Annotated in this window: 18 protein-coding genes; 2 read left to right on the top strand and 16 right to left on the bottom strand. The window is 60.4% G+C overall.

Annotated features, from left to right (window positions below; all coding sequences use genetic code 11):
• Positions 1–34 precede the first annotated feature (34 nt).
• Both catA and catC read left to right on the top strand, forming a co-directional pair.
• Positions 35–937, top strand: coding sequence for a catechol 1,2-dioxygenase (catA, locus tag WS66_RS09770; RefSeq protein ID WP_059601566.1), 903 nt, complete (start codon positions 35–37; stop codon positions 935–937).
• A gap of 43 nt (positions 938–980) precedes the next feature.
• On the top strand, positions 981–1,271 hold the full coding sequence (gene catC / locus WS66_RS09775) for a muconolactone Delta-isomerase (RefSeq protein WP_059601564.1): 291 nt from the start codon (positions 981–983) through the stop codon (positions 1,269–1,271).
• 95 nt (positions 1,272–1,366) lie between these two features.
• On the opposite strand, the gene tssJ is transcribed toward catC, so the two are convergent.
• From tssJ to tssB, 16 genes are all read right to left on the bottom strand, one after another.
• Positions 1,367–1,885 (bottom strand): type VI secretion system lipoprotein TssJ, encoded by a 519-nt coding sequence (gene tssJ / locus WS66_RS09780; RefSeq protein WP_059601562.1) that lies wholly within the window; start codon positions 1,883–1,885, stop codon positions 1,367–1,369.
• A 13-nt stretch (positions 1,886–1,898) separates the two neighbouring features.
• On the bottom strand, positions 1,899–3,038 hold the full coding sequence (tssG, locus tag WS66_RS09785; protein WP_108064645.1) for a type VI secretion system baseplate subunit TssG: 1,140 nt from the start codon (positions 3,036–3,038) through the stop codon (positions 1,899–1,901).
• Positions 3,002–4,816, bottom strand: a complete 1,815-nt coding sequence (tssF, locus tag WS66_RS09790; protein ID WP_059601560.1) for a type VI secretion system baseplate subunit TssF — start codon at positions 4,814–4,816, stop codon at positions 3,002–3,004. Before tssF ends, tssG begins: the two co-directional genes overlap by 37 nt.
• 9 nt (positions 4,817–4,825) lie before the next feature.
• Positions 4,826–6,409 (bottom strand): type VI secretion system protein TssA, encoded by a 1,584-nt coding sequence (gene tssA / locus WS66_RS09795; protein WP_059601558.1) that lies wholly within the window; start codon positions 6,407–6,409, stop codon positions 4,826–4,828.
• Positions 6,410–6,417: 8 nt separating this feature from the next.
• Positions 6,418–10,206 (bottom strand): ImcF-related family protein, encoded by a 3,789-nt coding sequence (locus WS66_RS09800; protein ID WP_059601556.1) that lies wholly within the window; start codon positions 10,204–10,206, stop codon positions 6,418–6,420.
• The gene (locus WS66_RS09805) at positions 10,184–11,485 is read right to left on the bottom strand and encodes a hypothetical protein (protein ID WP_059601554.1); all 1,302 of its coding nucleotides are present in this window, start codon (positions 11,483–11,485) and stop codon (positions 10,184–10,186) included. The genes WS66_RS09800 and WS66_RS09805 overlap by 23 nt, the downstream gene beginning before the upstream one ends.
• 3 nt (positions 11,486–11,488) lie before the next feature.
• Entirely contained in the window at positions 11,489–11,746 is a 258-nt protein-coding gene (locus WS66_RS09810) for a PAAR domain-containing protein (RefSeq protein WP_082728919.1), read from the bottom strand.
• 65 nt (positions 11,747–11,811) lie between these two features.
• Complete coding sequence (locus WS66_RS09815; protein WP_059601552.1) at positions 11,812–14,049, bottom strand: DUF2235 domain-containing protein; 2,238 nt, start codon at positions 14,047–14,049, stop codon at positions 11,812–11,814.
• The gene (locus WS66_RS09820; RefSeq protein ID WP_179955240.1) at positions 14,042–14,833 is read right to left on the bottom strand and encodes a DUF3304 domain-containing protein; all 792 of its coding nucleotides are present in this window, start codon (positions 14,831–14,833) and stop codon (positions 14,042–14,044) included. Before WS66_RS09820 ends, WS66_RS09815 begins: the two co-directional genes overlap by 8 nt.
• A 118-nt stretch (positions 14,834–14,951) precedes the next feature.
• Complete coding sequence (locus WS66_RS09825) at positions 14,952–15,716, bottom strand: hypothetical protein (protein WP_179955241.1); 765 nt, start codon at positions 15,714–15,716, stop codon at positions 14,952–14,954.
• A 118-nt stretch (positions 15,717–15,834) separates the two neighbouring features.
• Entirely contained in the window at positions 15,835–16,599 is a 765-nt protein-coding gene (locus WS66_RS09830; protein WP_059601546.1) for a DUF3304 domain-containing protein, read from the bottom strand.
• Positions 16,600–16,717: 118 nt separating this feature from the next.
• Positions 16,718–17,482, bottom strand: coding sequence for a DUF3304 domain-containing protein (locus WS66_RS09835; protein ID WP_059601843.1), 765 nt, complete (start codon positions 17,480–17,482; stop codon positions 16,718–16,720).
• Positions 17,475–18,446 (bottom strand): DUF4123 domain-containing protein, encoded by a 972-nt coding sequence (locus WS66_RS09840; RefSeq protein WP_236872886.1) that lies wholly within the window; start codon positions 18,444–18,446, stop codon positions 17,475–17,477. Before WS66_RS09840 ends, WS66_RS09835 begins: the two co-directional genes overlap by 8 nt.
• A 20-nt stretch (positions 18,447–18,466) precedes the next feature.
• Positions 18,467–20,818: a type VI secretion system Vgr family protein gene (locus tag WS66_RS09845; RefSeq protein ID WP_059601542.1), complete on the bottom strand. Its 2,352-nt coding sequence runs from the start codon at positions 20,816–20,818 to the stop codon at positions 18,467–18,469.
• A 79-nt stretch (positions 20,819–20,897) separates the two neighbouring features.
• Complete coding sequence (gene tssC / locus WS66_RS09850; protein WP_059601841.1) at positions 20,898–22,448, bottom strand: type VI secretion system contractile sheath large subunit; 1,551 nt, start codon at positions 22,446–22,448, stop codon at positions 20,898–20,900.
• 73 nt (positions 22,449–22,521) lie between these two features.
• Positions 22,522–23,034 (bottom strand): type VI secretion system contractile sheath small subunit, encoded by a 513-nt coding sequence (gene tssB, locus WS66_RS09855; protein ID WP_059601540.1) that lies wholly within the window; start codon positions 23,032–23,034, stop codon positions 22,522–22,524.
• Positions 23,035–23,137 lie beyond the last annotated feature (103 nt).

Raw genomic sequence — 23,137 nt, forward strand, 5'->3', positions numbered from 1 at the left:
CCGCATGACACGACAACCGAAACCGGAGACACAGATGAACAAGCAAGCCATCGACGCCCTGCTGAAAACCTTCGACGACGCCGCGGAAAAGCCCGGCAACCCGCGCGTGCGCGCGATCGTCAACCGGATCGTGAAGGACATCTGCTACACGATCGAAGACTTCGACGTGCAGCCGAGCGAGTTCTGGACCGCGCTCAACTTCCTGAACGAAGCCGGCCGTGAATTCGGGCTGATCGCCGCGGGGCTCGGCCTCGAGCGCTTCCTCGACGTGCGCATGGACGAGGCCGAGGAGAAAGCCGGCTTCCAGGGCGGCACGCCGCGCACGATCGAAGGGCCGCTGTACGTCGCGGGCGCGCCGGAATCGGTCGGCCATGCGCGTCTCGACGACGGCACCGATCCGGGCCAGACGCTGATCATGCGCGGTCAGGTACTCGGTCAGGACGGCGCGCCGATCGCGAATGCGCTCGTCGAGGTGTGGCACGCGAACCATCTGGGCAACTATTCGTACTTCGATCAGTCGCAGCCGGCGTTCAACCTGCGCCGCTCGATCCGCACCGATGCCGAGGGCCGCTACAGCTTCCGCAGCGTGCTGCCGGTCGGCTACAGCGTGCCGCCGGGCAGCAAGACCGAACAGCTGCTCGACCAGCTCGGCCGCCACGGCCATCGTCCGGCGCACATCCACTTCTTCGTTTCCGCGGACGGATATCGTAAGCTGACGACGCAGATCAACATCGAAGGCGACCCGCACATCTGGGACGACTTCGCATTCGCGACCCGCGAAGGGCTGATCCCGAAGGTCAAGCAGGCCGAGGGCGCGCAAGGCAAGCCGTATGGCATCGACGGGCCGTTCGCGCTGATCGACTTCGATTTCTCGCTGCTCAAGGACAAGCAGGACGTGCCGGCGAGCGAAGTCGCGCGGGCACGGGCGCAGGCCTGAGCGGCCGTCCCGTTCGACGAATCGACAACGCAAGGAGCACAGGATGCTGTTTCATGTGGAAATGACCGTCCGTCTGCCGACGGACATGGATCCGGTCAAGGCGGCCACGCTGAAGGCCGAAGAGAAGGCGATGTGCCAGCGGCTCATGAACGAAGGGACCTGGCGGCATCTGTGGCGTATCGCGGGGCAGTATGCGAACGTGAGTATTTTCGATGTGGAAAGCGTGCAGCAGCTGCATGACCTGTTGAGCCAACTGCCGTTGTTTCCGTATATGGAGATGGAGGTGCGGGCGCTGTGCCGGCATCCGTCGTCCATTCGCGACGACGATCGGTGATTTCCGTGCGACCCGTGCCGCCGGTTATCCGGCGCATGGGTCGCCACTTCCCCGCAGTTTCCCGCCCCGATTGTCTCGATGACCCGTAGCCCCATTCACTTGAGGATATCTCCCGTCATCTGAAGTCCATTCGACATCAATCCGATACGTAGAGGCGCATCCGGATCAAGCCTCTTTTTCTCGATGATGCGCTTCCAATCTTCGGCGGCGCCGGGGACACGGTACAACGCGACAATCGCCACATACACCGTCTCTCGTTGCATCGGTTGAGACAAGCTCGACGACGCCCCGGGGCTCACAACAGTCGACATAACCGCTTGCAGATCCTTGGCCAACACGGTCCGATCGTTCTTCAACAGATCGTCATACGACGCCGCATCGAACATCTTGCGATCCTTCAACTGATAGACGCGAACGGCAACCGACGTCGGTCGTCCCGCGTCGTCCGGGTTCAGCGCCGAGCGTGCAGTCAGATCGACATCAAGCACCTTGACCTGCTTGAAGAACACCGCGCGGTATGCATTCGACGACGCATCCGATACCGACTGCCAAGCGCCACACCCCGACAGCAGCAATACGGCGGCAGCAGTGGCCGCACTCATTCGATAGAACATGAAGACTCCGGAATCAGATCGTGCGCGGCACGAGATGCGGGTTGGGTTGCGGCACGGGGAACGCCTCATAGATGCCCAACGCGATGTTGATCAGGCGATCGTCGGCTGACGGCAACACCGTCGTCCAGCCGAGCCGCGGCGCCGGGTCGACTCGTACGATCCCGACGACAGGACGCGGAACGAACCGCGACGACACTTCCATCCGCACATGCACATCGGCCTTGATGCCGACATACAGCTGGATGAATGCCATCACCTCTCGATGCAGCCATGCGCCCGGCAACAAATCCTGAGCCTGCCGCGCATCGGTCGGTCGCAACGTCAAATGCACCGCCCGGCTGCGATAGGCGAGACGCCTGCCGAGCACGTAACCGCCCCCGAGTCCGCTGCACTTCGCATCCGGCTTCACCGACGTCAACGGGTTCGGTCGCCCGGCACTCGTCGTCACCGCCCAGAACTCGTCGACGCGAACATCGGCCCCAGGCACGGCAAGCGCCACTACACCGGCCAGCCCTTCCGACGTGCGCGTGCGCTGAATCAACAACCCCAATAGCGCAAGCATCCGCGAATTCGGCAGACCCGCCCGCTGGGGCTTGTCGCCCCATCCGAATCCCGCCAGACACAGCAGGCTTTGCGAATAATCGTCGACACCGCCGGCCCGAAAGCGCTCCGGATAGCGGTACTTCTTCCATGCGCGATACAGCAGCGTCGCCGCGCGGTGATTGAACGGATCGAGAAAAGCCTCGACCGCTTCATGCCCCTCCTCCCGCAACACGATCTCGTCGATCATGTGCGACGGCATGGCTGCATCGACGCCGTAAAGCCCCATGAAGGTCGTGCGCACGGTCGGCGGCGCATCGACGTGCTCGTCGTCGAATTCGACAGCGGCCACCTCACCAGCCGGAAACCCCAAGTGCGGACGCGGCCGAAACCGCACCGGCTCATGCTCCGGCGTATCGCGCGTGCCGAACCCGGGACGTTCGGGCATGCACGCCTCCAGAAGACGACAGAACTGCATGAAAGTCATAGTCGGCGCTCCCTCGAACAGCGTCATGGCTAACGCCGACCGTCCCTTCGACGCAGCGACTTCAGCGCCCGCCCGATCAATCGAGGGCATCATAGCGGCGCCCGCTGAGCCTTGCTGCGCGGCCATTCCGTCCGCGCGCGGGACGGTAGGCTGACGACCACCAGCTTCGTGAACAGATTGATTTCCGCATACGCGCCGAAGAACCGGTGCAGCAACTCGCCGAACAGCATCACGTCGCCCTCGCCGGAAAACGCATGCGCATCGAGCGTGACCTCGATCAGTACACCGCGCTCGACCGCGCCGCCCGACACTTCCTCGATCATGTCCTGCGACACATGCAGGATGCCGGCGAGTCGCCGCCGATTCAGTTCCTCGTTCGTCCAGTCGTACAGTGCCAAAGCGCCACGCAACACCTCCGCGTTCATCATCGACAGGAAATTCGGTGCAAGATGCGACAGCACACGCCACTGGAAACGATCTTCCGTCGGCGGATACAGCGGCAATGTCGGCGATACGAGATTGCGCACCCCTGCGACGTTCGGCGTGCTGGCCGCCAGCTCGTCGAGGCTCGCCTCGCGCAGCCCCTTGCGCGGCAGCAGTCCGTTCGTGCCCGTCACGCGCAGCGACAGGCTTTCCTCTGGCAGCGTATCCATCGTCTCCCACGCATGGCCGCCTAGAACGACCCACATTTCGTGGAGTCCCGATACCCCGGAGCGCACGCGCGTGTGGAAATAGCGTTCAGGCGCCTCGTGCCGCAGCATGCCACCGCGGTGCCGGAACGTCGCGAACGGCACATAGTCGTATCGCTCGGCCGTATCGTGATCGAACGTCACGACCGCATCGACCGAATATGTTTCGACATGCTCGCCCTGATGACCGGCCGGCACGACGCGATATTCGGTTTCGTGATGATCGATCTCGATCGGCTCGGCATCCAGTTCGAACAGGTTAATGACTGGCGAACAGAACAGTCGCACGTTCTCCGCGTTGAAACGATGGTCCGACGGATAGGCGTCGTTCAGGAGGATTTCCAGTTCGAAGCGAATCGATTTTTCGGGAAGTGTCGAGACATCCAGCCCGCACAGATCGACGAACAGGAATTTTTCGCGGAATGTGAAGTATTCGAGCAACAGCTGATATCCGGAAAACGCTGCATCGGCCTTGGGCCACAGCCGTTCTTCCGTCGAAAATCCCGCCGCCTCGATCTTGACGCCCGGAAGTGGCACGGCTTCGCCATCACGTATTTCCGGAACACGCCAGTAAATTGCATCGACCTGGCGCGTCAACGCAAGATGCATCGCGAATGCGGTCGGCAGATCGGCATTCAGATGGAGACGCAGCCGCGACAGATCCGTCTCCTTGCGCAGCGCCGATCCCTGCAACGCGAAGCCGACACGAATCACCGATCGCCCGTCGTGCAGCACCGCAGGCCCGGCATGCGTGATCGAGACCGGCTGCAGCGCAACGGCCTGCGTCGTCCGGTACAGACATTGCACCGTCTGCTGCGCCACGCTTTCCGCGCCGTCCGGGGAAGGCACGTTGATCGGCGCGGAACGCACCGGCACGCCGGCCGGCACGACCACCGTCTTCTGCAGTTTCTCCGCAAACGGCGTCAGTTCGACGATCGACAGCGACGGAATCATCCGCAGATAGTGCGGCCACAACAGGCTGACGAGCCCTTCGGTCAATTCGGGCAGTTCATCGTCGAGCTTCTGCCGAAGTCGGCCCGTCAGGAAGGCAAAGCCTTCGAATAGACGCTCGACGTACGGATCGCGATCTCCGACGCGGTCGAGATTGAGCAAACGCGCACGGTCGGGGTGCGCCTTCGCGAATTCCTTGCCGGATTCGCGCAGGTAACGCATTTCTGCTTCGTAGTAGCGCAGGATGGGATCGTTGTTGTCCATGGGAATCCGTTACGAAAGGGTCAATGCGCGGGCGGGATCGAGTACCGTGAGTTCCGCATGCAGCTCGCTGATGCGGCGGCCGAGCGCCGGCTTGTCGGCATCCTTGCGGCTGCTCATCGCTTTCAATGCCTTGACCAGTTGTTGCTTGACCTCAAACGTCAGCGCCGGCTCCCAGCGCATCAGCGGCAGCGAGCGGGTGGCTCCGTCGAGCTCGGCAAGGAGCGCGAGCGCCGCATCGTGGCGGCCGGCATGGTCGGCCAGGCGAGCCATCACGAGCCGCTGCAAATAGCGATGTCGGTCGGTTTTCATGCCGGGCAGTGCTTCGAGCCAGGCGAAAGCCGCCTCGATACCTTCACGGGCGGCCAGTTCGCGGGCCTGGGTTTCGATCTCCGGCCAGTCGCCCGCTGCATCGTTCTCGCTATCTGCGGAAACAGGCAGCGGCGCAACCGTCTCACCCGCTTCCAGGTTGCGCACGACCGCATGCCGGGCAATCCATTCGAGTGTCGTGTCGTCGGCGAATGGCGTGCCGTCGCTGAATGCCAGCCGTTCGATGCCTGGCAATCGTTCGAGGAAAAGCGCGAAGTCGGCGCGCAGCAATTCTCGCCACGTGCTGTACGGCGTACCGACGTGGTCGAGCGCGACGTGCTGGAAATACTGCAGGTCGAACCACAGGTGATTCACGCCTTCCATGAACGCGCCCTCGACACGCTCCAGTAGCTCGTGCCAGTGCTTCTGCAAAACGAGGCGTTTCATCTGTTGACGCAATTCGGCACGTGGCGGCACCAGACGCGTATGCGACGCGGCGTCCGACGGCGGCACGTCGTGCAACGTGTCCCATCGAATGCTTCGCACGACGCGTACCGAAGGCAAGTAGCCGTTTTCCTGATCCCGTAGCCACGCCGACATCGCGCGCGCTTGATCGAGCAGGTCGCGTGTCGACACGATCGATCCGGCCAACGACTTGCCTGCGGTTGGCATAGGCGGCATCGCGACGCCGGGATCGACGCCGCGTGCCAGCGTTTCCTTTTTCTCGAAGCGGGATACGAGTGACTGCAGATTCGGACGGGCAGCATCAGGCCATGCCGCCGTCCGCATCACGAGTACGTCGAGAGCGGCTAAGGTGCGTTCCAGATCGGACGGCAGAAAGTCACCACGGCTATCCAGCGTCTCGATCACACGCGCAGTCGCCAACATTTCAAGCGCGGCCTTCTTCGCTTCGTGACGAGCGGGTAATGCGTCCTCGCCAAACCGGTCGACGAGCGCGGCGGCCAGTTCGAGCCCGTCGGCGAATCCGGCCGGGCCGTCCTGCCGCAGCCGTGCGAACGCGTAGTAGCCGGCGAGGCGCAAATCCTTGCCGGTCTCCTTGAGCAGGTGCTCACATGCGCGGACGATCAACCCATCATCGATTCCCGACAGCTTGCCGGCTTCGTCCTTCAGTTCGAAGAACGCGTCTTCGTAGCCGGGATCACGTCCGCATGCATGCTCGCCGGGAACCGGCGCAACCCATGTGGCCCAGGATTCCGTCCGTGCTTGCTGGAGCGAATCGATGCGGGGACCGCTAACGAGAGTCTTCATAAAATTGGCAAGCGTCATGGCAGGCCTCAGAAAACGAATGCGTCGCCCAGCAGCATCAGGGCGTGCCCGAACGGGCTCGATGGGGAATCGGAAAGTCCTGAAGTGGCCGCCAATGACGAAATCGCGGCCGTCGGCGCCGGTGTCTGGTTCGTCGCGCCGGACTTGGCGGCTCGCGTTTTCGCCTGAGCGAGTTCAGGCGTGCTGCGTTGACTGGCCGCCGACTCCGTCGTCGCCGGCTTGGCCACATCCGGCAAGGGGTGCCCACCCGGAAGCCCCGGCGGTAGCGGGACAGCCGCATGCTTCGCAGCCGCGATCGCCGATGCCGGCAACGGCGGCGGGCCGATCGTCGACGCCCGCGGCCCTGCGTTTCGAGATCCCGTCACGAAAACGCGAGGCGGCAACGTGAAATTCCGCAACTGGAGAACCTCGAGCGGGCCACCACCTGCTTCGCTGCGCAACTGCACCTTGAGCGGGAGGCTCTGGCTCGTGTCGGGTGTCCAGGTCAGCAGATAGCGCGCGTTGTCCTGCTGTGCGACCTTTGCGCGCTCGAGCAGCCGAATGAAACCGAAGCGACCCTGCGAATCGAACGCGGTGCGCAAGCCGCCCTGCTCCGTCTGCCATTCGATATGCGACAGGTTTTCGAGCGACTGGCCAGGCCATTCGAATGGTGTCCATTCCTGCTTCTGGTTGAAGTAATGCAGTTCGCGGCCGGACAGCACGAATCGCATGTCGGTGACGCCCGGCGTCGGCTCGGCCCGCAGTTCGTAGCGCACGCTTGCATCGCCGGACGGGAACAGCACCGTCGACGTCCGCGTAAGCTTGTTCAGGCCGTTGAGAAAAGCCGGATCGATCGTCAATGCGCCGGTATCGGCTCCCTGCGCAGCGACCCATCGGTCGCCATGGCGTTCGACGACACCGGCCAGTTGCGATGCCACGAACTGCGCGATCAAGCCGCTGTCCGGCCGCATGAAGCGGGCCATCTCGGGAAGCGATGCATCGTTGTCGGAGTCCGCGAACGGATAGCGGCCACCGAACGTCTTGTTCCAGTCGGCGAGGATCGCGGTGCGCCAGATTTCGTTCAGGCTCGAAGCTGCCGGTTGCAGGATGACCTGCCACGCCTGATCGAACGGTGCGCGGAACAGTGCGCCGAAGCCGGACCACTGTTCACCGAGGCTCGCCGCGACTCGACTCGCGTAATCTCGGCTGTCGGCGATATCGGACGTCTTGCCCTGCAGCACGGATTGCGCGGCCAGACGCGCGATCGCGTCAGGATCGGTGCTGGAGACGATCTGCGACGTCTTCAGGCGCATCGCCGTGATCCGCTCCAGATAGCGTGCCAGGCTCAGGTCGCCGGTTGCGGGCAGCGGTGTGTTGCCCTTGCCGCCGGATGGCGCCCCGGAAGTGAGATCGCTACCGGTCAGACGCAGGATCGGGTTGAACGCGGCGGCAAGCGGTGCAAGCTGAGGCTTTGCCTGCTTCGACGGATCCTTCTCATCGGCGCCAACCAGTTGCTGCGCCTTGCTGATCAGCGTGTCGGACAGCGACTGTGCATTGGCGCCCGTACCCGCCTGGTAGACGATCGCATTCATCAATGCGACGAGTGGCGAGCGTTGCGGGTCGCCCAGCAACGTCAGCTGGTCGGCAGTGGCAGAAAGCGTCGGTGCAGGTTGCCAACGCAGGCTGTTGAGGAAAAGTCCCCATGCTCGCGCGTAATCGTCGAAGTAGCGCTGGCGCAAATCAGCCTTCAATGTCGAAGGCGACGCGTGGGCAACCTTGGTGTCGGAGAGCACCCAGTCGCTCGCCACATCGCGTTGCTCGCCGGCTTCGTCGATTGCCTTCGAGATCCGTTCCTCCCACGCGGCGCGCGTGAATACGCCCGGTACGGTCGCGGTCGTGCCGAACAGGCCGCGGCTCGTTGCACTGCCGGCAGAGGATTGCGATGCCGCGTCGCCGAGCAGCGTTGCGAGCGATAGCGGCGGGTATTTCGGTGTCGCTTCGTCGATGATTTGCTGGTAGATCGCGTCGCCGGAGTTCTGGATGCCTCGGACACCGATGATCGTCTGGCGGGTCGACGCGATCAGGCTGCCGTCCGGGACAATCGCGAGCGCGGTTCGGTTCGACGCGCCGCCGCGCCCGATGTGATTGGCAAAGAATGAGATCGCTTGCTGACGAAGGTCTTCCCAGCGGCCCTTCGACAGTTGGGAATCGATCGTGCGTACGGGAGCGGACGTCGCGACAAGTTGTGGCATCAGGAAGGCGGCTGCCGCCCGCTCGGGTTTGGCGAGCATCATGTAGGTCTTGAGCGTGTCGTAAGCGGCTTGTACCTGAGCATCGCCGCCGCTGGCGATTTCCGCGTCGGACAGAGATGCGAGCTGATGCAGTCTCGCTTCGAGCTTCTGGCGGATCGGGCCGACGAGGATGCGATTTGCGGCTTCGGCGTAGGAAGGCCAGAGGGCATCGAGCAGCGCGTGATCGCGGTTCAGGCCGAAACGGGCGGTCAACGGTGCACCAGCGCGCTGGCGGATTTCAAGCGTGTCCATTTGCCGGTTGAGATCGGTCAGCGTTTGTAGCGACTGCGTCGGATCTTGAGGTCCGGCGAGCTTTGCGACCGCCTCCGTTGCGCTCCCGATCGTCGCGCGATTGACGAAGCCGGACAGCAGCATGCCGGCAAACCAGCAGCCGAACAGGGCGGTCGTCATCCAGGCTGCCGTGGTCGACAGCGAAAAGCCGACGCGGCGGCCGTGAACCTTGCGGCTGTGGTTGGCGATGGTTTGCCAGAGGGTTCGGGGTTGAGGATCGGTCGTTGGGTCACCATCATTCGAATCGCCATTCGGAAAATCGAAATCTGGAGACATCAGGGCCCGCTCTTTGAATAGCGGCGCAAACATCAAGCCGTGAAGCGTATGTCTCGAAATGGTGGATTCAGCGGTTCGACGCAGCACGTCGGATATCGCTCCGCGCAACCTCGAAACATGCTGCGCCAGCTCGGCTGGGTAACGATCGTTGGCATTCGCCGCGAGGCGCACGACGCCGGTGTCCGAGAGATTGTCGACGAGATTTCGCAGCGATTCGTCGATCACCTCCTCGCTCAAGCGTGTGTTCGCCCATGTGAAGCCCATCGCTTCATCCGGGCCGGCGCGTTCGCTGCCGAAATCCGTCACATCCAGAAGATACGCCGGTGCGGCCCAGCGCAACGCGCGTGCATGGCGAGCAAGTCGTGCAGCGAGCTCATCCACCTCGATCGATGCATCCATGGAACTTCGTTGGCGAGTAACGGTCACTATCGCGTCGATCGGACGCCGACGACGCAGGCGACGAATCCGATCGAGCCATTCCGTGTCGAGTTTGTCGTCAATTTGTCGCGCATACAGCATGACCGTATTGCCGAGAATCGCGTAGCCGGTGTCGGCCAACCCGGGCGCAAGCCGCCGAATGACCGGATAGTCACCCGCAACAAGCACCCAGCGATCGCGATACCGCCATTGCCATCCGTGCCTCTCCCTCTGAATTTGCTTGAGCGATTCGGCGCGGGTTTCGGCATTGACCGTCGGCCCGCTTCCCGACGGAGCAGGCGTGCGACGAGTGCGATCATTGACCCACTTCTTCACGGCACGCCAGCCATTGGCCGGCCGAGACGAATCATTGAAGCTGAAAATCAACAAGAGTGCCACGAATATGGCGCACAAAATGGCGAGCGCCAATCCTCGATCCGCCTCGGACAGGCCGAGCCAGTGCGGTCGCATCCATACGATCCCCCCAGGAACGACGACGAAAGCAAGGGCTCCGAACAGATCAAGTTTGAATATCCGGTTCATGCGGAAGTACGTATGTTGTTGATGCGTTGTCCACGTTCGTCACGACCGCGACGGACATATGGTCTTCGTCGCGCTGCGCGACCAGTTGCGGCTTTGGCGATTGACCGGCCATATGTATTGCGCAAGCTGCGGCCAGCCATCCTGCCGAGGCTCCCGCCATGCCGACAATTCGATCGAGTTCGAACTCCGGCACGGCTTCGTCGCTCTCTCCTACCGGACGGCCCGCGCTTAACGCCGTACGCAAGGAACCCGCCGCTCGACTGTCGAATCCGCTCATCCACAGCGCTCCGATGGCATCCGGCTCGGCGCTGCCCCAACGAAGCCCGTAGGTAAGCGCATGATCAAGATCGTCGTGACCGGCTCGACGGGGACGGTGGAGCGCAGCGATCGGGCGCAATTCGAAACGCGACGCAAGCGCCTCGGAAACCAGCAACATTCCCACGCCAGCCTCGGCCGACCCGGGTGGCGGCGGCTCGGCAATCACTCTGTTGAGCACCACGGATATGAGTAACACCGCGTGCTGATGCAACGGTCCGTTCGGATCGTCAAGCCACGAGTCGACCGCCATCAAGCCGAGCGATTCGGGTGCGCGGTCCATTCTCGCAACGCGCAACTTGTGGTGCCTCCATTTCTTCCGCCATCGCTCCATCAGGTCGGACTCTCCGACATACCCGGAAATATCGAGCAAGACGCGCATCGGCAGATCCGCAGGAAGTGCATGCAGGGTTTTCTTCAAGTCGTTCAGCAGTCGCTCGTACAGCCATTCAAGAACCTCTTCGTGGCGCTCCCGATCGTCGGCGGCCAGGCGAGCTTCAATCGGGTCAAGCCATCTTGCTGAAACCGCTTCGTTCTCTTTCTGCGCCGAAGCCTTGGCACGCAACTTCATCGTTCCGTCGACGATCCGGTCGATACCGTTTTCCGTATCGTCCGCGGTTACACGCGCAGCCGTTGCCAGGACAAGCATAGGCACGCTCTCTCGCGCAAAGGCCTGCGCGTTGTACTTCCTGCTTGCATCGTTCCAGGCCTGAACGTTCGCGCGTTCGAGCTCGTACGCCCGATAGCGCCGCGACACGAAGAAGGCGGAAAAAACCGTCGGATATACGGACACGCATACCCAGAACCACGGCGTGTGAGTCGGCTCATCCTCGGGCCAGAGCATCAGCACGGCCAATACGCCGACCGCCGTCAGCACGATGAACACCGCCAACCAGAGAACCCGCGACGGCGCTCCATCAGGAAGCGGCTTCTCAGGCGGGAGGCACGAGAAATCGAGTGCCATTGCTTAACTGCGCCCGCTATTCGGAAGAGAAGAAATCAAACGGCAGCCGCACTGGCACAAGTCATCATGCTGGGCGACTTCGCGACCATCATCGAATGCACCCGACGTTGCGGTTGCAATACGGTTGTCGCCGTGCCGCGGGCAGGTCACGGGATCGTGAAGCCGAGCGAGCGGACGCCCCATGAAAAAGCGCGTGTCTGACCCGGCTGTTACGTGGCCACCGCCGGTATGGCTGTCGCCGACGCGAACGATACCCGCCATATGTACCCCCGAAATAAACTGATGTCGTCACTGCAATTCGACAGTGAGAGATTGATACTGAGTTGTCAGCGCCCCGGCAACCGGGCAGCGGGCGTCATCGCCTCGCTGGCCTTCCTGACACGCTCGCCATGCTTTTCGTCGCGCTTGCGCTTTTTTTCTTCGCTGACGTAATCGCTACTTCCGAATGTGTCGATTGCACGTGTCTGGAAGTACAGAGTCGACGACAGCACGTGGTCGTGCCAGCTCGTCAGCATCGTGTCGTGAACCAGCAGGTCGAACAGCGCCATGACTTTGGGTGGCAGCGGATTCTTGCCGCTCAGGCCCATCTTCCACGCCTGGATCAGCGTCTCCTGTTCCGGCGTCATCATCCAGGCCTCGATCATCGATGCGCTGAATTCCGGGTCGGCGTCCCAAGGCAACGCCCCCTCTTGAGCCATTTTACGTATGCGATTGGCCGATTGCTGCAGCCCGGTTTGCTGGGAATCGCGCCGCATCAGCTCTTCGGATTCGCTTTGGATGCGTTCCCAGACGCCCACGGATGGGCGGTCCTTTTCGACACCTGCATCGCGATTGGAAAGCATCTCCGGCAGGACCGAATCCTGCCAGCGAGCCAAAGCTTTGCCGAGCGTCACGCTATCGGCTGGTGGTCGCTGATTACGCAGTGCGATATACGCCGCCTCCGCGTCGTTGCGCTCCTTAAGACGCTCCCGGTGCCGAGAGGCGAGATCGTCGAAGCGACTCGTCACGGTTGCGCGAAACGCGGGAGACTGATAGCGAACCGCCATCCAGCGCAGGAATATCTGCATGTGCTCGACGAAATTCAGACGCGCGACGTAGGGAACCATCTGCCGGTAGGCATCGATCAGCTCTCCGATTTTGTAGGAGGTTTTGCCGTCGGAGATGGGTTTTGCAAGGGTAAATTTCGCGAACGTCTCACCCTTGAACTTGAACAGATTCTCCATCGTATCGAGCACGACACCATGTGAAACCGCCTCGTTAAGCATGTCGCGCAAAACGACGCGCTGCAGTTCCGCACGTGCACCGAGCGTACCAGGCGGCGCTCCGCCCGTAATGTCTTCGCTGGTTCCTGGATAGAGGTACTGCAGTCCACGAGTTTTCTCGAGGCTATCGAGCCGCTGATAAAACCGGAGTTCGTGAGCCGCCGCAAAGTGCACACATCGCTGTACCGAAGCGGGTACCGATAGCTCGCGATCCCCGTAGTTTTGCTTGAGCAGACCGAGCACCGGCACGATTCCCAGCAGCTTGTTTTCTTCCATCACCGAAGACACGGCGTCCAGCAGCCCGAGAAACTTGATTTCGATCGGAATGGCGGTTTGATTGGGATCTTTGGGATCTGTATAAGCCAGCTTCGTATCGCTCGGACGCTTGTATCTTTGAGTCAACTCGTTCGCCAGCGCCCGAGCGTTAACACACCCACGATCCGCACCGAAGATGGATACCTGGATTCGCTGGACCTTCGGCATTTTCTGCTTGACGTCTTCGATCGATTTCTCAAACTGCTTCATCGCGGCCACCAGCCGGTCCTGGACGCCCGTTCCAAATACCCGTGCGACAGCGCGGTTATCACGAAACCATGGAATCGAATCAATCACCACGCCAAAGAACACCGACTTGGCGGCACTCTGCGCAGTCGACAGAAAATTCCTCTTCGCATCGTAAAGAATTGCGCGAGTGGCGGCACGGCCGCGTCGAACCCAGCGGTTGTCGCGTTGCAATTGCAACACTCGCCCGATATTGCGTGGCGCTGATTCGACGGAGTCGACCAAGTCTTTGAACGACTTCACGATCGGCCGATACGAAAACTCCTTGAGCCCCTTCTTGAGCCCTTCCGTCATGGTGTCTTTCGGATTGATGGGTAGCCGTTTCACGCCCGTTACGTTCTCGCCTGCGCTAACTGCGATCGAACCTGCTGCGTCGGCCCCTTGCTTCCCAAGCTTGAATACAGCGGAGACGATCTGACCTTTCCTGGCCTCCTCATTCAACTCGGTTCCCAGCCCAGAATAGTAGAGGGGGTACCAAAATTGGTTTGGCTCTTGTTCCCGGCGTGGGTCTTCGTTATCACGATGGGCCTCCCAGAGTCGACATATGTTCGAGTATCGAGACGTATTCTTTTCATCGTAGTCACGATGACGGCCAAACCCATCAAAAAAGAAGCCGATGTGTATCACGGCACCACACGGAATGCAGTCGTCTTTCGGATACGCCTTCTGATTCTCCCCGATTGCAGCCCGCACTTCCGGCGGGGTTCGATCGGACGGATCCGGGGGATTCTTATCAGTCATGCTGCCCTCTCGCGGTGTCTCGCTCAAAGCGGTTACTTTTGATTTCTCCGACAACTACATCAGTCAAGCTCTGCATCGCCGCACCAAAGGCACCCGGCTTGCCTTTCGTCTCCTTCAAGATCCGCTGCACGATCGGATGCTCGTCGAACTGCGGATTGACGAGTTGCGTGTAGTACACGTACTGCTCAAGATCGGTCGTATCAGTCAGGCGATACTTCAACCAGCCTTGTGACGCAATACGCGCCGTTCGCCTAAAGGCCACGGACATGTCCGCGTCGTCCGGGTTGGCCGCTTTCCCGTATTTGGTTTGGAACCAGTGATCGACTTTCGCGTAGGAGATCCTCGATCCACTCATGTCGTTACGAATCTCAAACTCGATGTGATCGTCCGGATAAAAGTGCACCGCAAGCACGTCTTCCCCCGCTCCGCCTTTGACCTTTGTCGCGGGAAATTTGACCTCGGTTTTCTTATGGATCTTCTTGATCGGCGCATACGGATTTTTCATGAACTCGTCTTGGTCATATATCTCCCAGTCGACCGTGAAATCCATTCCCTTCAACTTGTAGCAACAGCTCAACCTTCCAGCGCCAGCGCCCGGCGGCAGGTCGCCCCCTCCACTCGCCCGGTTGCCGTATTTGTCACGAATCGTGAAATCGCTCAGATTGAACGGTGTGTAGTTGAGCCCCATGATGCTGACTCCTCGGTAGGTCGGCTCGGATGAAAACGCGTCGCAGCCGGCTAACGTCAATACGACAGCGAACAAGATGGCAAGCCGTTTAATCATTGCTGGAATACCTCAGATTCAAGAACACAATCCATCTCGTCAACTTCATCTCGCAAACGACTTCGTCTGATCAAAGCAGCGCTGACTCGGATGACTGATACTCATCACGAAACAACGCCTACTCAAATCGACCTTGCTTGATCTCTTGCACAACGGCATCTGGCAGGCGTTGCATCGCCGCACCGAAGGCGCCAGACTGGCCTTTCGTCTCCTTCAAGATCCGCTGCACGATCGGATGCTCATCGAACTTGGGATTGACGAGTTGCGTGTAGTACACGTACTGCTCAAGATCGGTCGTATCAGTCAGGCGATACTTCACCCAGCCTTGTGCCGCAACACGTGCGGTGCGTCTGAACGCAACAGCCATGTCCGCATCATCGGGGTTGGCCGCTTTCCCGTATTTGGTTTGGAACCAGTGATCGACTTTCGCATAGGAGATCCTCGATCCGCTCATGTCGTTCCGAATCTCAAATTCGATGTGATCGTCTGGATAAAAGTGCACGGCAAGCACGTCCTCCCCTGCTCCGCCCTTGACTTTCGTCGGCGGAAATTTGACCTCTGTCGTTTTGCGGATCTTCTTGATCGGCGAGTACGGATTTTTCATGAACTCGTCTTGGTCATATATCTCCCAGTCGACCGTGAAGTCCGTTCCCTTCAGCTTGTAGCAGCAAGTTAAGCTGCCAGCGCCAGCGCCCGGCGGCAAGTCGCCCCCTCCGCTCGCCCGGTTGCCGTATTTGTCACGAATCGTGAAATCGCTCAGATTGAACGGTGTGTAGTTGAGCCCCATGATGCTGACTCCACGGTAGGTCGGCTCGGATGAAAACGCGTCGCAGCCGGCTGACGTCAATACGACAGCGAGCAAGATGACAAGCCGTTTAATCATTGCTGGAATACCTCAGATTCAAGAACACAATTCATCACGTCAACTTCATTTCGAAAACGAGTTCGTCTGATCAGAGCAGTGCTGACTCGGATCACTGATACTCATCACGAAACAACGCCTACTCAAATCGACCTTGCTTGATCTCTTGCACAACGGCATCCGGCAGGCGTTGCATCGCCGCACCGAAGGCGCCCGGCTGGCCGTTCGTCTCCTTCAAGATGCGCTGCACGATCGGATGCTCATCGAACCTGGGATTGACGAGTTGCGTGTAGTACACGTACTGCTCAAGATCCGTTGAATCAGTCAAGCGGTACTTCAACCACCCCTGTGACGCGACACGCGCCGTGCGTCGATACGCTACGGCCATATCTGCATCATCCGGGTTAGCCGCCTTTCCGTATTTTGTTTGAAACCAGTGATCCACTTCCGTGTAATCGATCCTCGTCCCACTCATGTCGTTACGAATCTCAAACTCGATGTGATCGTCCGGATAAAAGTGCACGGCAAGCACGTCTTCCCCTGCTCCGCCCTTGACTTTCGTCGGCGGAAATTTGATCTCTGTCTTCTTGTGGATCTTCCTGATGGGTGCATATAGATCCTTGATCGCTTCATCCGCGTCATAGATTTCCCACTCCACCGTGAAGTCCGTTCCCTTCAGCTTGTAGCAGCAAGTTAAGCTGCCAGCGCCAGCACTCGGCGGCAGGTCGCCCCCTCCGCTCGCTCGGTTGCCGTATTTGTCACGAATCGTGAAATCGCTCAGATTGAACGGTGTGTAATTGAGCCCCATGAGGCTGACTCCGCGGTAGGTCGGCTCGGATGAAAACGCATCGCAGCCGGCTAACGTCAATACGACAGCGAGCAAGATGGCAAGCCGTTTAATCATTACTGGAATACCTCAGATTCAAGAACACAATCCATCTCGTCAACTTCATCTCGAAAACGAGTTCGTCTGATCAGAGCAGTGCCGACTCGGATGACTGATACTCATCGCGAAACAATGCCTACTCAAATCGACCTTGCTTCATCTCTTGCACAACATCATCTGGCAGGCGTTGCATCGCCGCACCGAAGGCGCCTGGCTGGCTGTTCGTCTTCTTCGAGATCTGCTGCACGGTCAGATGCTCATCGAACTTGGGATTAACGAGTTGCGTGTAGTACACGTACTGCTCAAGATCGGTCGTATCAGTCAGGCGATACTTCAACCAGCCTTGTGCCGCAACACGTGCGGTGCGTCTGAACGCAACAGCCATGTCCGCATCATCGGGGTTGGCCGCTTTCCCGTATTTGGTTTGGAACCAGTGATAGACTTTCGCATAGGAGATCCTCGATCCACTCATGTCGTTACGAATCTCAAACTCGATGTGATCGTCCGGATAAAAGTGCACGGCAAGCACGTCCTCCCCTGCTCCGCCTTTGACCTTTGCCGCGGAAAATTTGACCCCTGTCGTCTTGTGGATCTTCCTGATGGGTGCATATAGATCCTTGATCGCTTCATCCGCGTCATAGACTTCCCACTCAACCGTGAAATCCGTTCCCTTCAACTTGTAGCAACAGCTCAACCTTCCAGCGCCAGCGCCCGGCGGCAGGTCGCCCCCTCCACTCGCTCGGTTGCCGTATTTGTCACGAATCGTGAAATCGCTCAGATTGAACGGTGTGTAGTTGAGCCCCATGATGCTGACTCCACGGTAGGTTGGCTCGGATGAGAAGGCGTCACATCCAGCCAGCGCCAACGCTACAGTCAATAAGGCAAAGAGCCGTCTAGTCATGCGAGGCCTCTCCAGCATTCTCGGAATCCGAGGCCATTCGAAATACCTCCCGCAAGACATCAGCATCGATACAACTCAACGCATCCCTAAACGTCTGCTCACCGAGCATCGCGCGAGCCAACCGCTCCCGAATCACTGGATGTTCATCGAACAGCGGCGCAATGACGACACCTTTTGAAACGTAGTTCAAGAGGTCGTCATCGTCAGCTATACGGTATCGACTTGCACGTTCCAGCTGTTCCGAAACACGTTGATATAGCGTCAAATCCGTGAACTCATCGAGCATCGCTCCATACATCGTGCGCAACTGCATCGCGAGCTTGTCGGCACGACCGAGCTGCAGCAACGCCATATGTTGCTCGGCTGTCATCACCTGTTCTCCCTCGGCGACCGCATCGACCGCACCCGCATCGTTACGCCATACGATCTCGTTCAATTCACGATCGCGATGCCAAATCTCGGCACACGGCAAGAGAAATGTCTGAGCCTGTTCTGCGCTCCAGACTGCCCGCAACCGGCCAAGAATCCGGTTGTCGTAGAAATGCAAGAAGTACGCACGCTTGTCTGGCGTCGAGTAACGGCAGAACGATCGAAAATGCTCGGCCAGAGACCGAATCGGTAACGGAGACCATATCCACGTCAGCATGTGCAATCCGCTCGACTCTCTCCAGAGCCGGCGGACAAGCCGACTCTGCAGGTCGCGCGGATCATCAAATGCGAAGCGATCGATCGCAATCAGATAGGGGGCAATGTCCGTATAGGACTCGAGAACGGTGCCGTCCCACAGCGATCGCCATTCAAGCCTCGGGACGTGAACCAGCAGTTTGTCGAGGTCCGGATTGGCGCGCGCATCAGCAAGTATGTACAAGTACGCCGAAACGTCCTGCGCATCGAACGCCTCGAATTGCGCCGACAATCGATTACGCCACACCTCCCATGCCACGTCCGAGTCACCGGTTGACATGACAAGCTCCGTTCCGGTCATCACGCGACCTCCGTCATGGCTTCGACACCACGGTGTGCATCCAGCAAACACTCCTTGCATGGCCCAATGGGCATACTTGGCAGAGGAGCCGAAAGCGAGGCAGGGCCAGTCCAGTGGAAATTTCCGCACTTGAGCGTGATATCCCCCGGGCATCCGAGTTCGATGTTGCCGCCATCGATCTTGAGATACGCGCCACCGCTTGTCAGCGTCAGCGCACCGCTCGAGGCTGCGAGAATCGCTCCATCGGTGCTGGTGAAGTTCATGTCCTTCGACGCCGACAGCGACATCGCACCCGTGCGGGCCTGGACGACGACATCCTGTTTGGCGGCTGTGACCCGCACCCCCTGTGCTTGCGCGAAGAGCGATACCTGTCTTCCCGCCGCAACGGTGAAGTTCCGCATGATTCCGACGTCGAAATTCCCGCCGGCCGTCGCGATCAAATTCCGGTCCGCATTGACCTGCAAATGCTCCCCGGACGTGAGCCCGATACCTGACGGTGCACTCGCAAGAATTGCAGCGCGCTTCAAGCCGTCCAGTGCTTCCGCATAGAACGATTTCTGTTGCTGCAACTCGGCAACGGTCGCCTCTGCCGCTCGCACTGCCTCGGAAAGCGACTCCATGCGATCGATCGCCCGCTGCAACTGCCCCTGCGCGTCTTTCATGTCGAGTTGGTGCCCCGCGGCTCCAAACTGCGCTTCGGTACTCAACAGCATGCCCTTCGGGCCACGCGCTGCAAGATGCCCGTCGGTACGTAGCTCGGCCCCCTGACCTCGTTCGTTACGGGCATCGTCGACCATATGCCCGAGATTCAGCTCACTGGTCTGAGTTGGCGTCGTCAGATGAATATGCTCAACCCCGTCTTTATCCTCCATACGCAACTCATTCCGCGCAGCCGTCCGAATGAGGTTCCGCGTATGGTTCAGGTTGTTGACCAGATCCGGATGCACGCTGTCATGCATCGCCCCGATGATCACCGGCCTGTTCGGATCGCCGTCCGTATGGACGATCGCCACCTCCGCCCCGTCGATCAACGGAAAGTGATGCCCGTAGTTGTCTCCGCTATACGGCTTCGCAAACCGCACCGGCCGGCTCGTCCCACCCGGGCTCCATTCATCCAGATCGAACGGTAGCTTGATCACGTACCAGCCCTGCTCGGTCAGATACGCATACTTGTAGTTGCCCGGCGACGTAATCCGCGCCGGCAGAATCCCGTCGACCACCGGCCGCGAAACCGAAGCCATCGACGTGCGCCATACGCGATCCGACGGAATCCCCTCGAATGCCACCCAGTACGACTCGCTCCGCCCGCCGTGTGACTCAACCGAAGTAATGAAAACCCCGTGCTTCGCATCGGCCGGATTCGGCTCGATCCGCATCACTTCGCCGGCTTCGAGCCAGAACGGATTGCCCGTCCCCTTGAACGTAATCTGCCCGGCTAGATACGCTTCGTGCCGCAGCCGAGCAATCTGCTTACCCTCTTCAGGTGTCTCGTAATGCTCGCCCCAGCGATAGTCGACCGCGTTCGTCGTCTTGTCGTCGCGTGCCGTGTTTTCCTCGACAAGCAACGACACCTCAGCCTGCCGATGGTTGTAGTCATGCAACCGCACCGCCTCCGGCACGCGCTTCATCTCGCGCCCGAGCGTCTTGATCGCCTCGGCACCGACACTCTCGAGGCCCGAGTCCCGCCGATAAGGTACCGTGCGCTGCTTGCGCGCATACGCGTCCAGGTCGTCGCCGAACACGACCACCGCGCGATCCTTCTTCTGCTCCCAGCGAAACCAGATGCCCTCTTCCGCGCAAATGCGCTGAATGAAGGCAAACGTCGTCTCGTGATACTGCGTCACGTACTCGCGACGCTTGTATTGCCCGCGCAACTGGAACTGGAAATCGACACCCGCTCGGTATCCGTAATGTCGCAGCGTGTCGGTCACGATCTCCTCGACCGACTGCTTCTGAAACAGCCGACTGGTCACGCCACGATCGAGATCCGCCAGCGTCGGCGCCAGCACGACCCGGTAGCGCGTCTCGTCCGCCGACGTCTCGAGCTCGTCGAACTGCGTGATCACGCCGTGCACCGTATACGCCGCCGGCTTCGCGCTGAACTGCGCCGCGTTCTCCCCGAACATCTTCCGCAAGTAATCCATGTCCGGATCGACCGGGTCCGCAATGAACTTCGCCAGCCGTCCCAGCACCTGCTCCATCGGAATCCCCGCCGCCGGGCTTGTGAATTCGATCTCGTATCGATAAAGCTGGCTCACGCGGTCCAGCCCCGTGAACTTCAGGATCGAGAAAGGCGCCGGATGCGGCGCCAGCTTCAACTCATAAGCCTGCGTAGGCAAAATCATCGACATCGACTCTCTCGGTTGCACAACCACACGCTGCCGCCGGGGCAACCATCGTCACCCCGGCGGATCGGGATCACACGACAGATCAGTTCTTCGCCTTCGGCATCTGCGACACGAGCGACAGCCCGATGTCCATCCCTTCGACCTGGAAGTGCGGGACGATGAACAGCTTGATCCGGAAGAAGCCCGGGTTGTCCTCGATATCCTCGACCGTCACCTTCGCCTCGCGCAGCGGATGCGACGCCTGCAGCTCGTCGCCCGGATCCTTCATCTCGGTCACGAGCCCCTTGATCCAGTTGTTCAGCTCGAGCTCAAGCAGACGACGATCCTTGGTCGTGCCGATGTTTTCGCGCTGAATCAGCTTCAGGTAGTGCGCGATGCGCGACAGCAGGAAGATGTACGGCAGCCGCGCATTGATGCGGCTGTTCGCGGTCGCTTCCTTGGTCTCGTACAACGCCGGCTTCTGCGCCGAGTTCGCGGAGAAGAAGCACGCGAAGTCGTGGTTCTTGTAGAACGACAGCGGGATGAAACCGAGATTCGCGAACTCGAACTCGCGCGTTTCCGGGATCAGCACTTCGGTCGGGATCTTCGGCTGGTAGCCGGTGCCGAGGTCGTACAGATGAACCGGCAGGTCCTCGACCTTGCCGCCCGCCTGCGGCCCGCGGATCTGCACGCACCAGCCGTTGCTCACGAAACTGCGCACCATGTTCGCCGCGAACGCGAATGACGCGTTCATCCACAGGTACTTGTCGTGATCGGGGCCCTTGACGGCCTCCTCGTAGTTGAACGCCCGCACCGGCGCCGTGTCCTTGCCGTACGGCAGGCGGCCGAGCACGCGCGGCATCGTCAGGCCGACGTAACGCGCGTCGTCGGTATCGCGGAAGCTCTTCCACTTGATGTACTCGGCGCGATCGAAGTAGTTGCCGATATCCTGGATCGCGGCCACTTCTTCCATCGACTGCTTGCCGAAGAACGCCGGCCCGACCGAGCCGATGAACGGCATATGCGCGGCAGCCGCCACCTTCGAGATGTTGCGCAGCAGCGCAACGTCCATCGGCGAATTCGCGAACTCGAAGTCGCTGATCATCGCGCTGATGGGCTGGCCACCCGGCGTATCGTATTCCTCGATGTAGGTGAGCCGATACAGGCCGCTCTGGATCAGTTCCGGCGTATCGTCGAAGTCGCGCTGCAGCGCGTCCTTCGACACGTCCAGTACTTCGATGCGCGCGTTCTTGCGGAAATCGGTGCGGCTCACGAGCATCTTCAGGCCGCGCCAGCGTGCTTCGAGCGCCTGGAATGCCGACGTATGCATCACGGCGTCGAGCTGGCGGCTGATCTGCCGGTCGATCTGGCCGATATGGAAATCGAGCAGCGACTTGTCGAGGCGGTCCACCGGCTGGCTCGCGTTCGCGACGAGTTCGAGGAACGCTCCCATCCCGCGCGCGATCCGCTCATCGGCCGACGCCTCGGACAGCATGTCGTTGTCGCGGAACGCCTCGAGCGGGCGCGCTTCGCTGATGGGCTTCAGGTTGATCTTGCTGCACAGCGACGCATAGACGCTGTCGATATCCCCGTGCGGGGCGTCCAGCACGACGGTCTCGGTCGTGCCGCTCTGCTGGGTTTCAGTCGATTTCATGTCGAATCCTGTCTGCGGTCGATTCGTTACGATGTTGCGGAATGCGCTGAACGCGCGTTTTGCCCAGCGCCGTTCACGCATGCCCTTCCGGCTGCGTCGCGGCAGTCGCGATCTGCGCGAGCTCGCCGCGCAGCTTCGCGGACAGGCTGTCGTCCTTCAGCACCTTCTCGAACTCGCGACGAAACGTGCCGTTGTCGAGCAGGTTCGATTTGAGGTCGCGCAGCAGATTGCGCATCGCGAGGAGCGCCTGCAGCTCCGGAATCTGGCGCGCGACCTGCTCGGGCTCGAAATCCTTGATCGACCGAAACGACAGGTTGACGGGCAGCTCCGAACCGTCGCCAGCCAGGGTGTTGCTCGCGGCGATCTTGAGATCCGGCGCGTAGTCGGCCAGCACGGCATCGAAGTTGTTCTTGTCGATGTTCATCTTCTTGCGCTCGGCGAGCGGCGCCTGCTCGCGCCCGGCACTGAAGTCACCGGCCACCAGCAGCTTCAGGGGCAACTCGACCTTCTTCTGCGCCCCGCCCGTGTGCAGATCGAGGGTGATCGACACCCGGCTCTTCGGGATCTCTCGCTGAAAGCTATCCAATTCGTTCTCCTTATCTCAGAAAGCTTGAAGATTCCGCGACACGCACCCACGACCACGGATGCTCCGTCGTCCGCCCCGCCCGTGCCGAGCCCCGCAACGTGCA

The organism is Burkholderia sp. LA-2-3-30-S1-D2, assembly GCF_001523915.2.
Lineage (GTDB): Bacteria > Pseudomonadota > Gammaproteobacteria > Burkholderiales > Burkholderiaceae > Burkholderia > Burkholderia diffusa.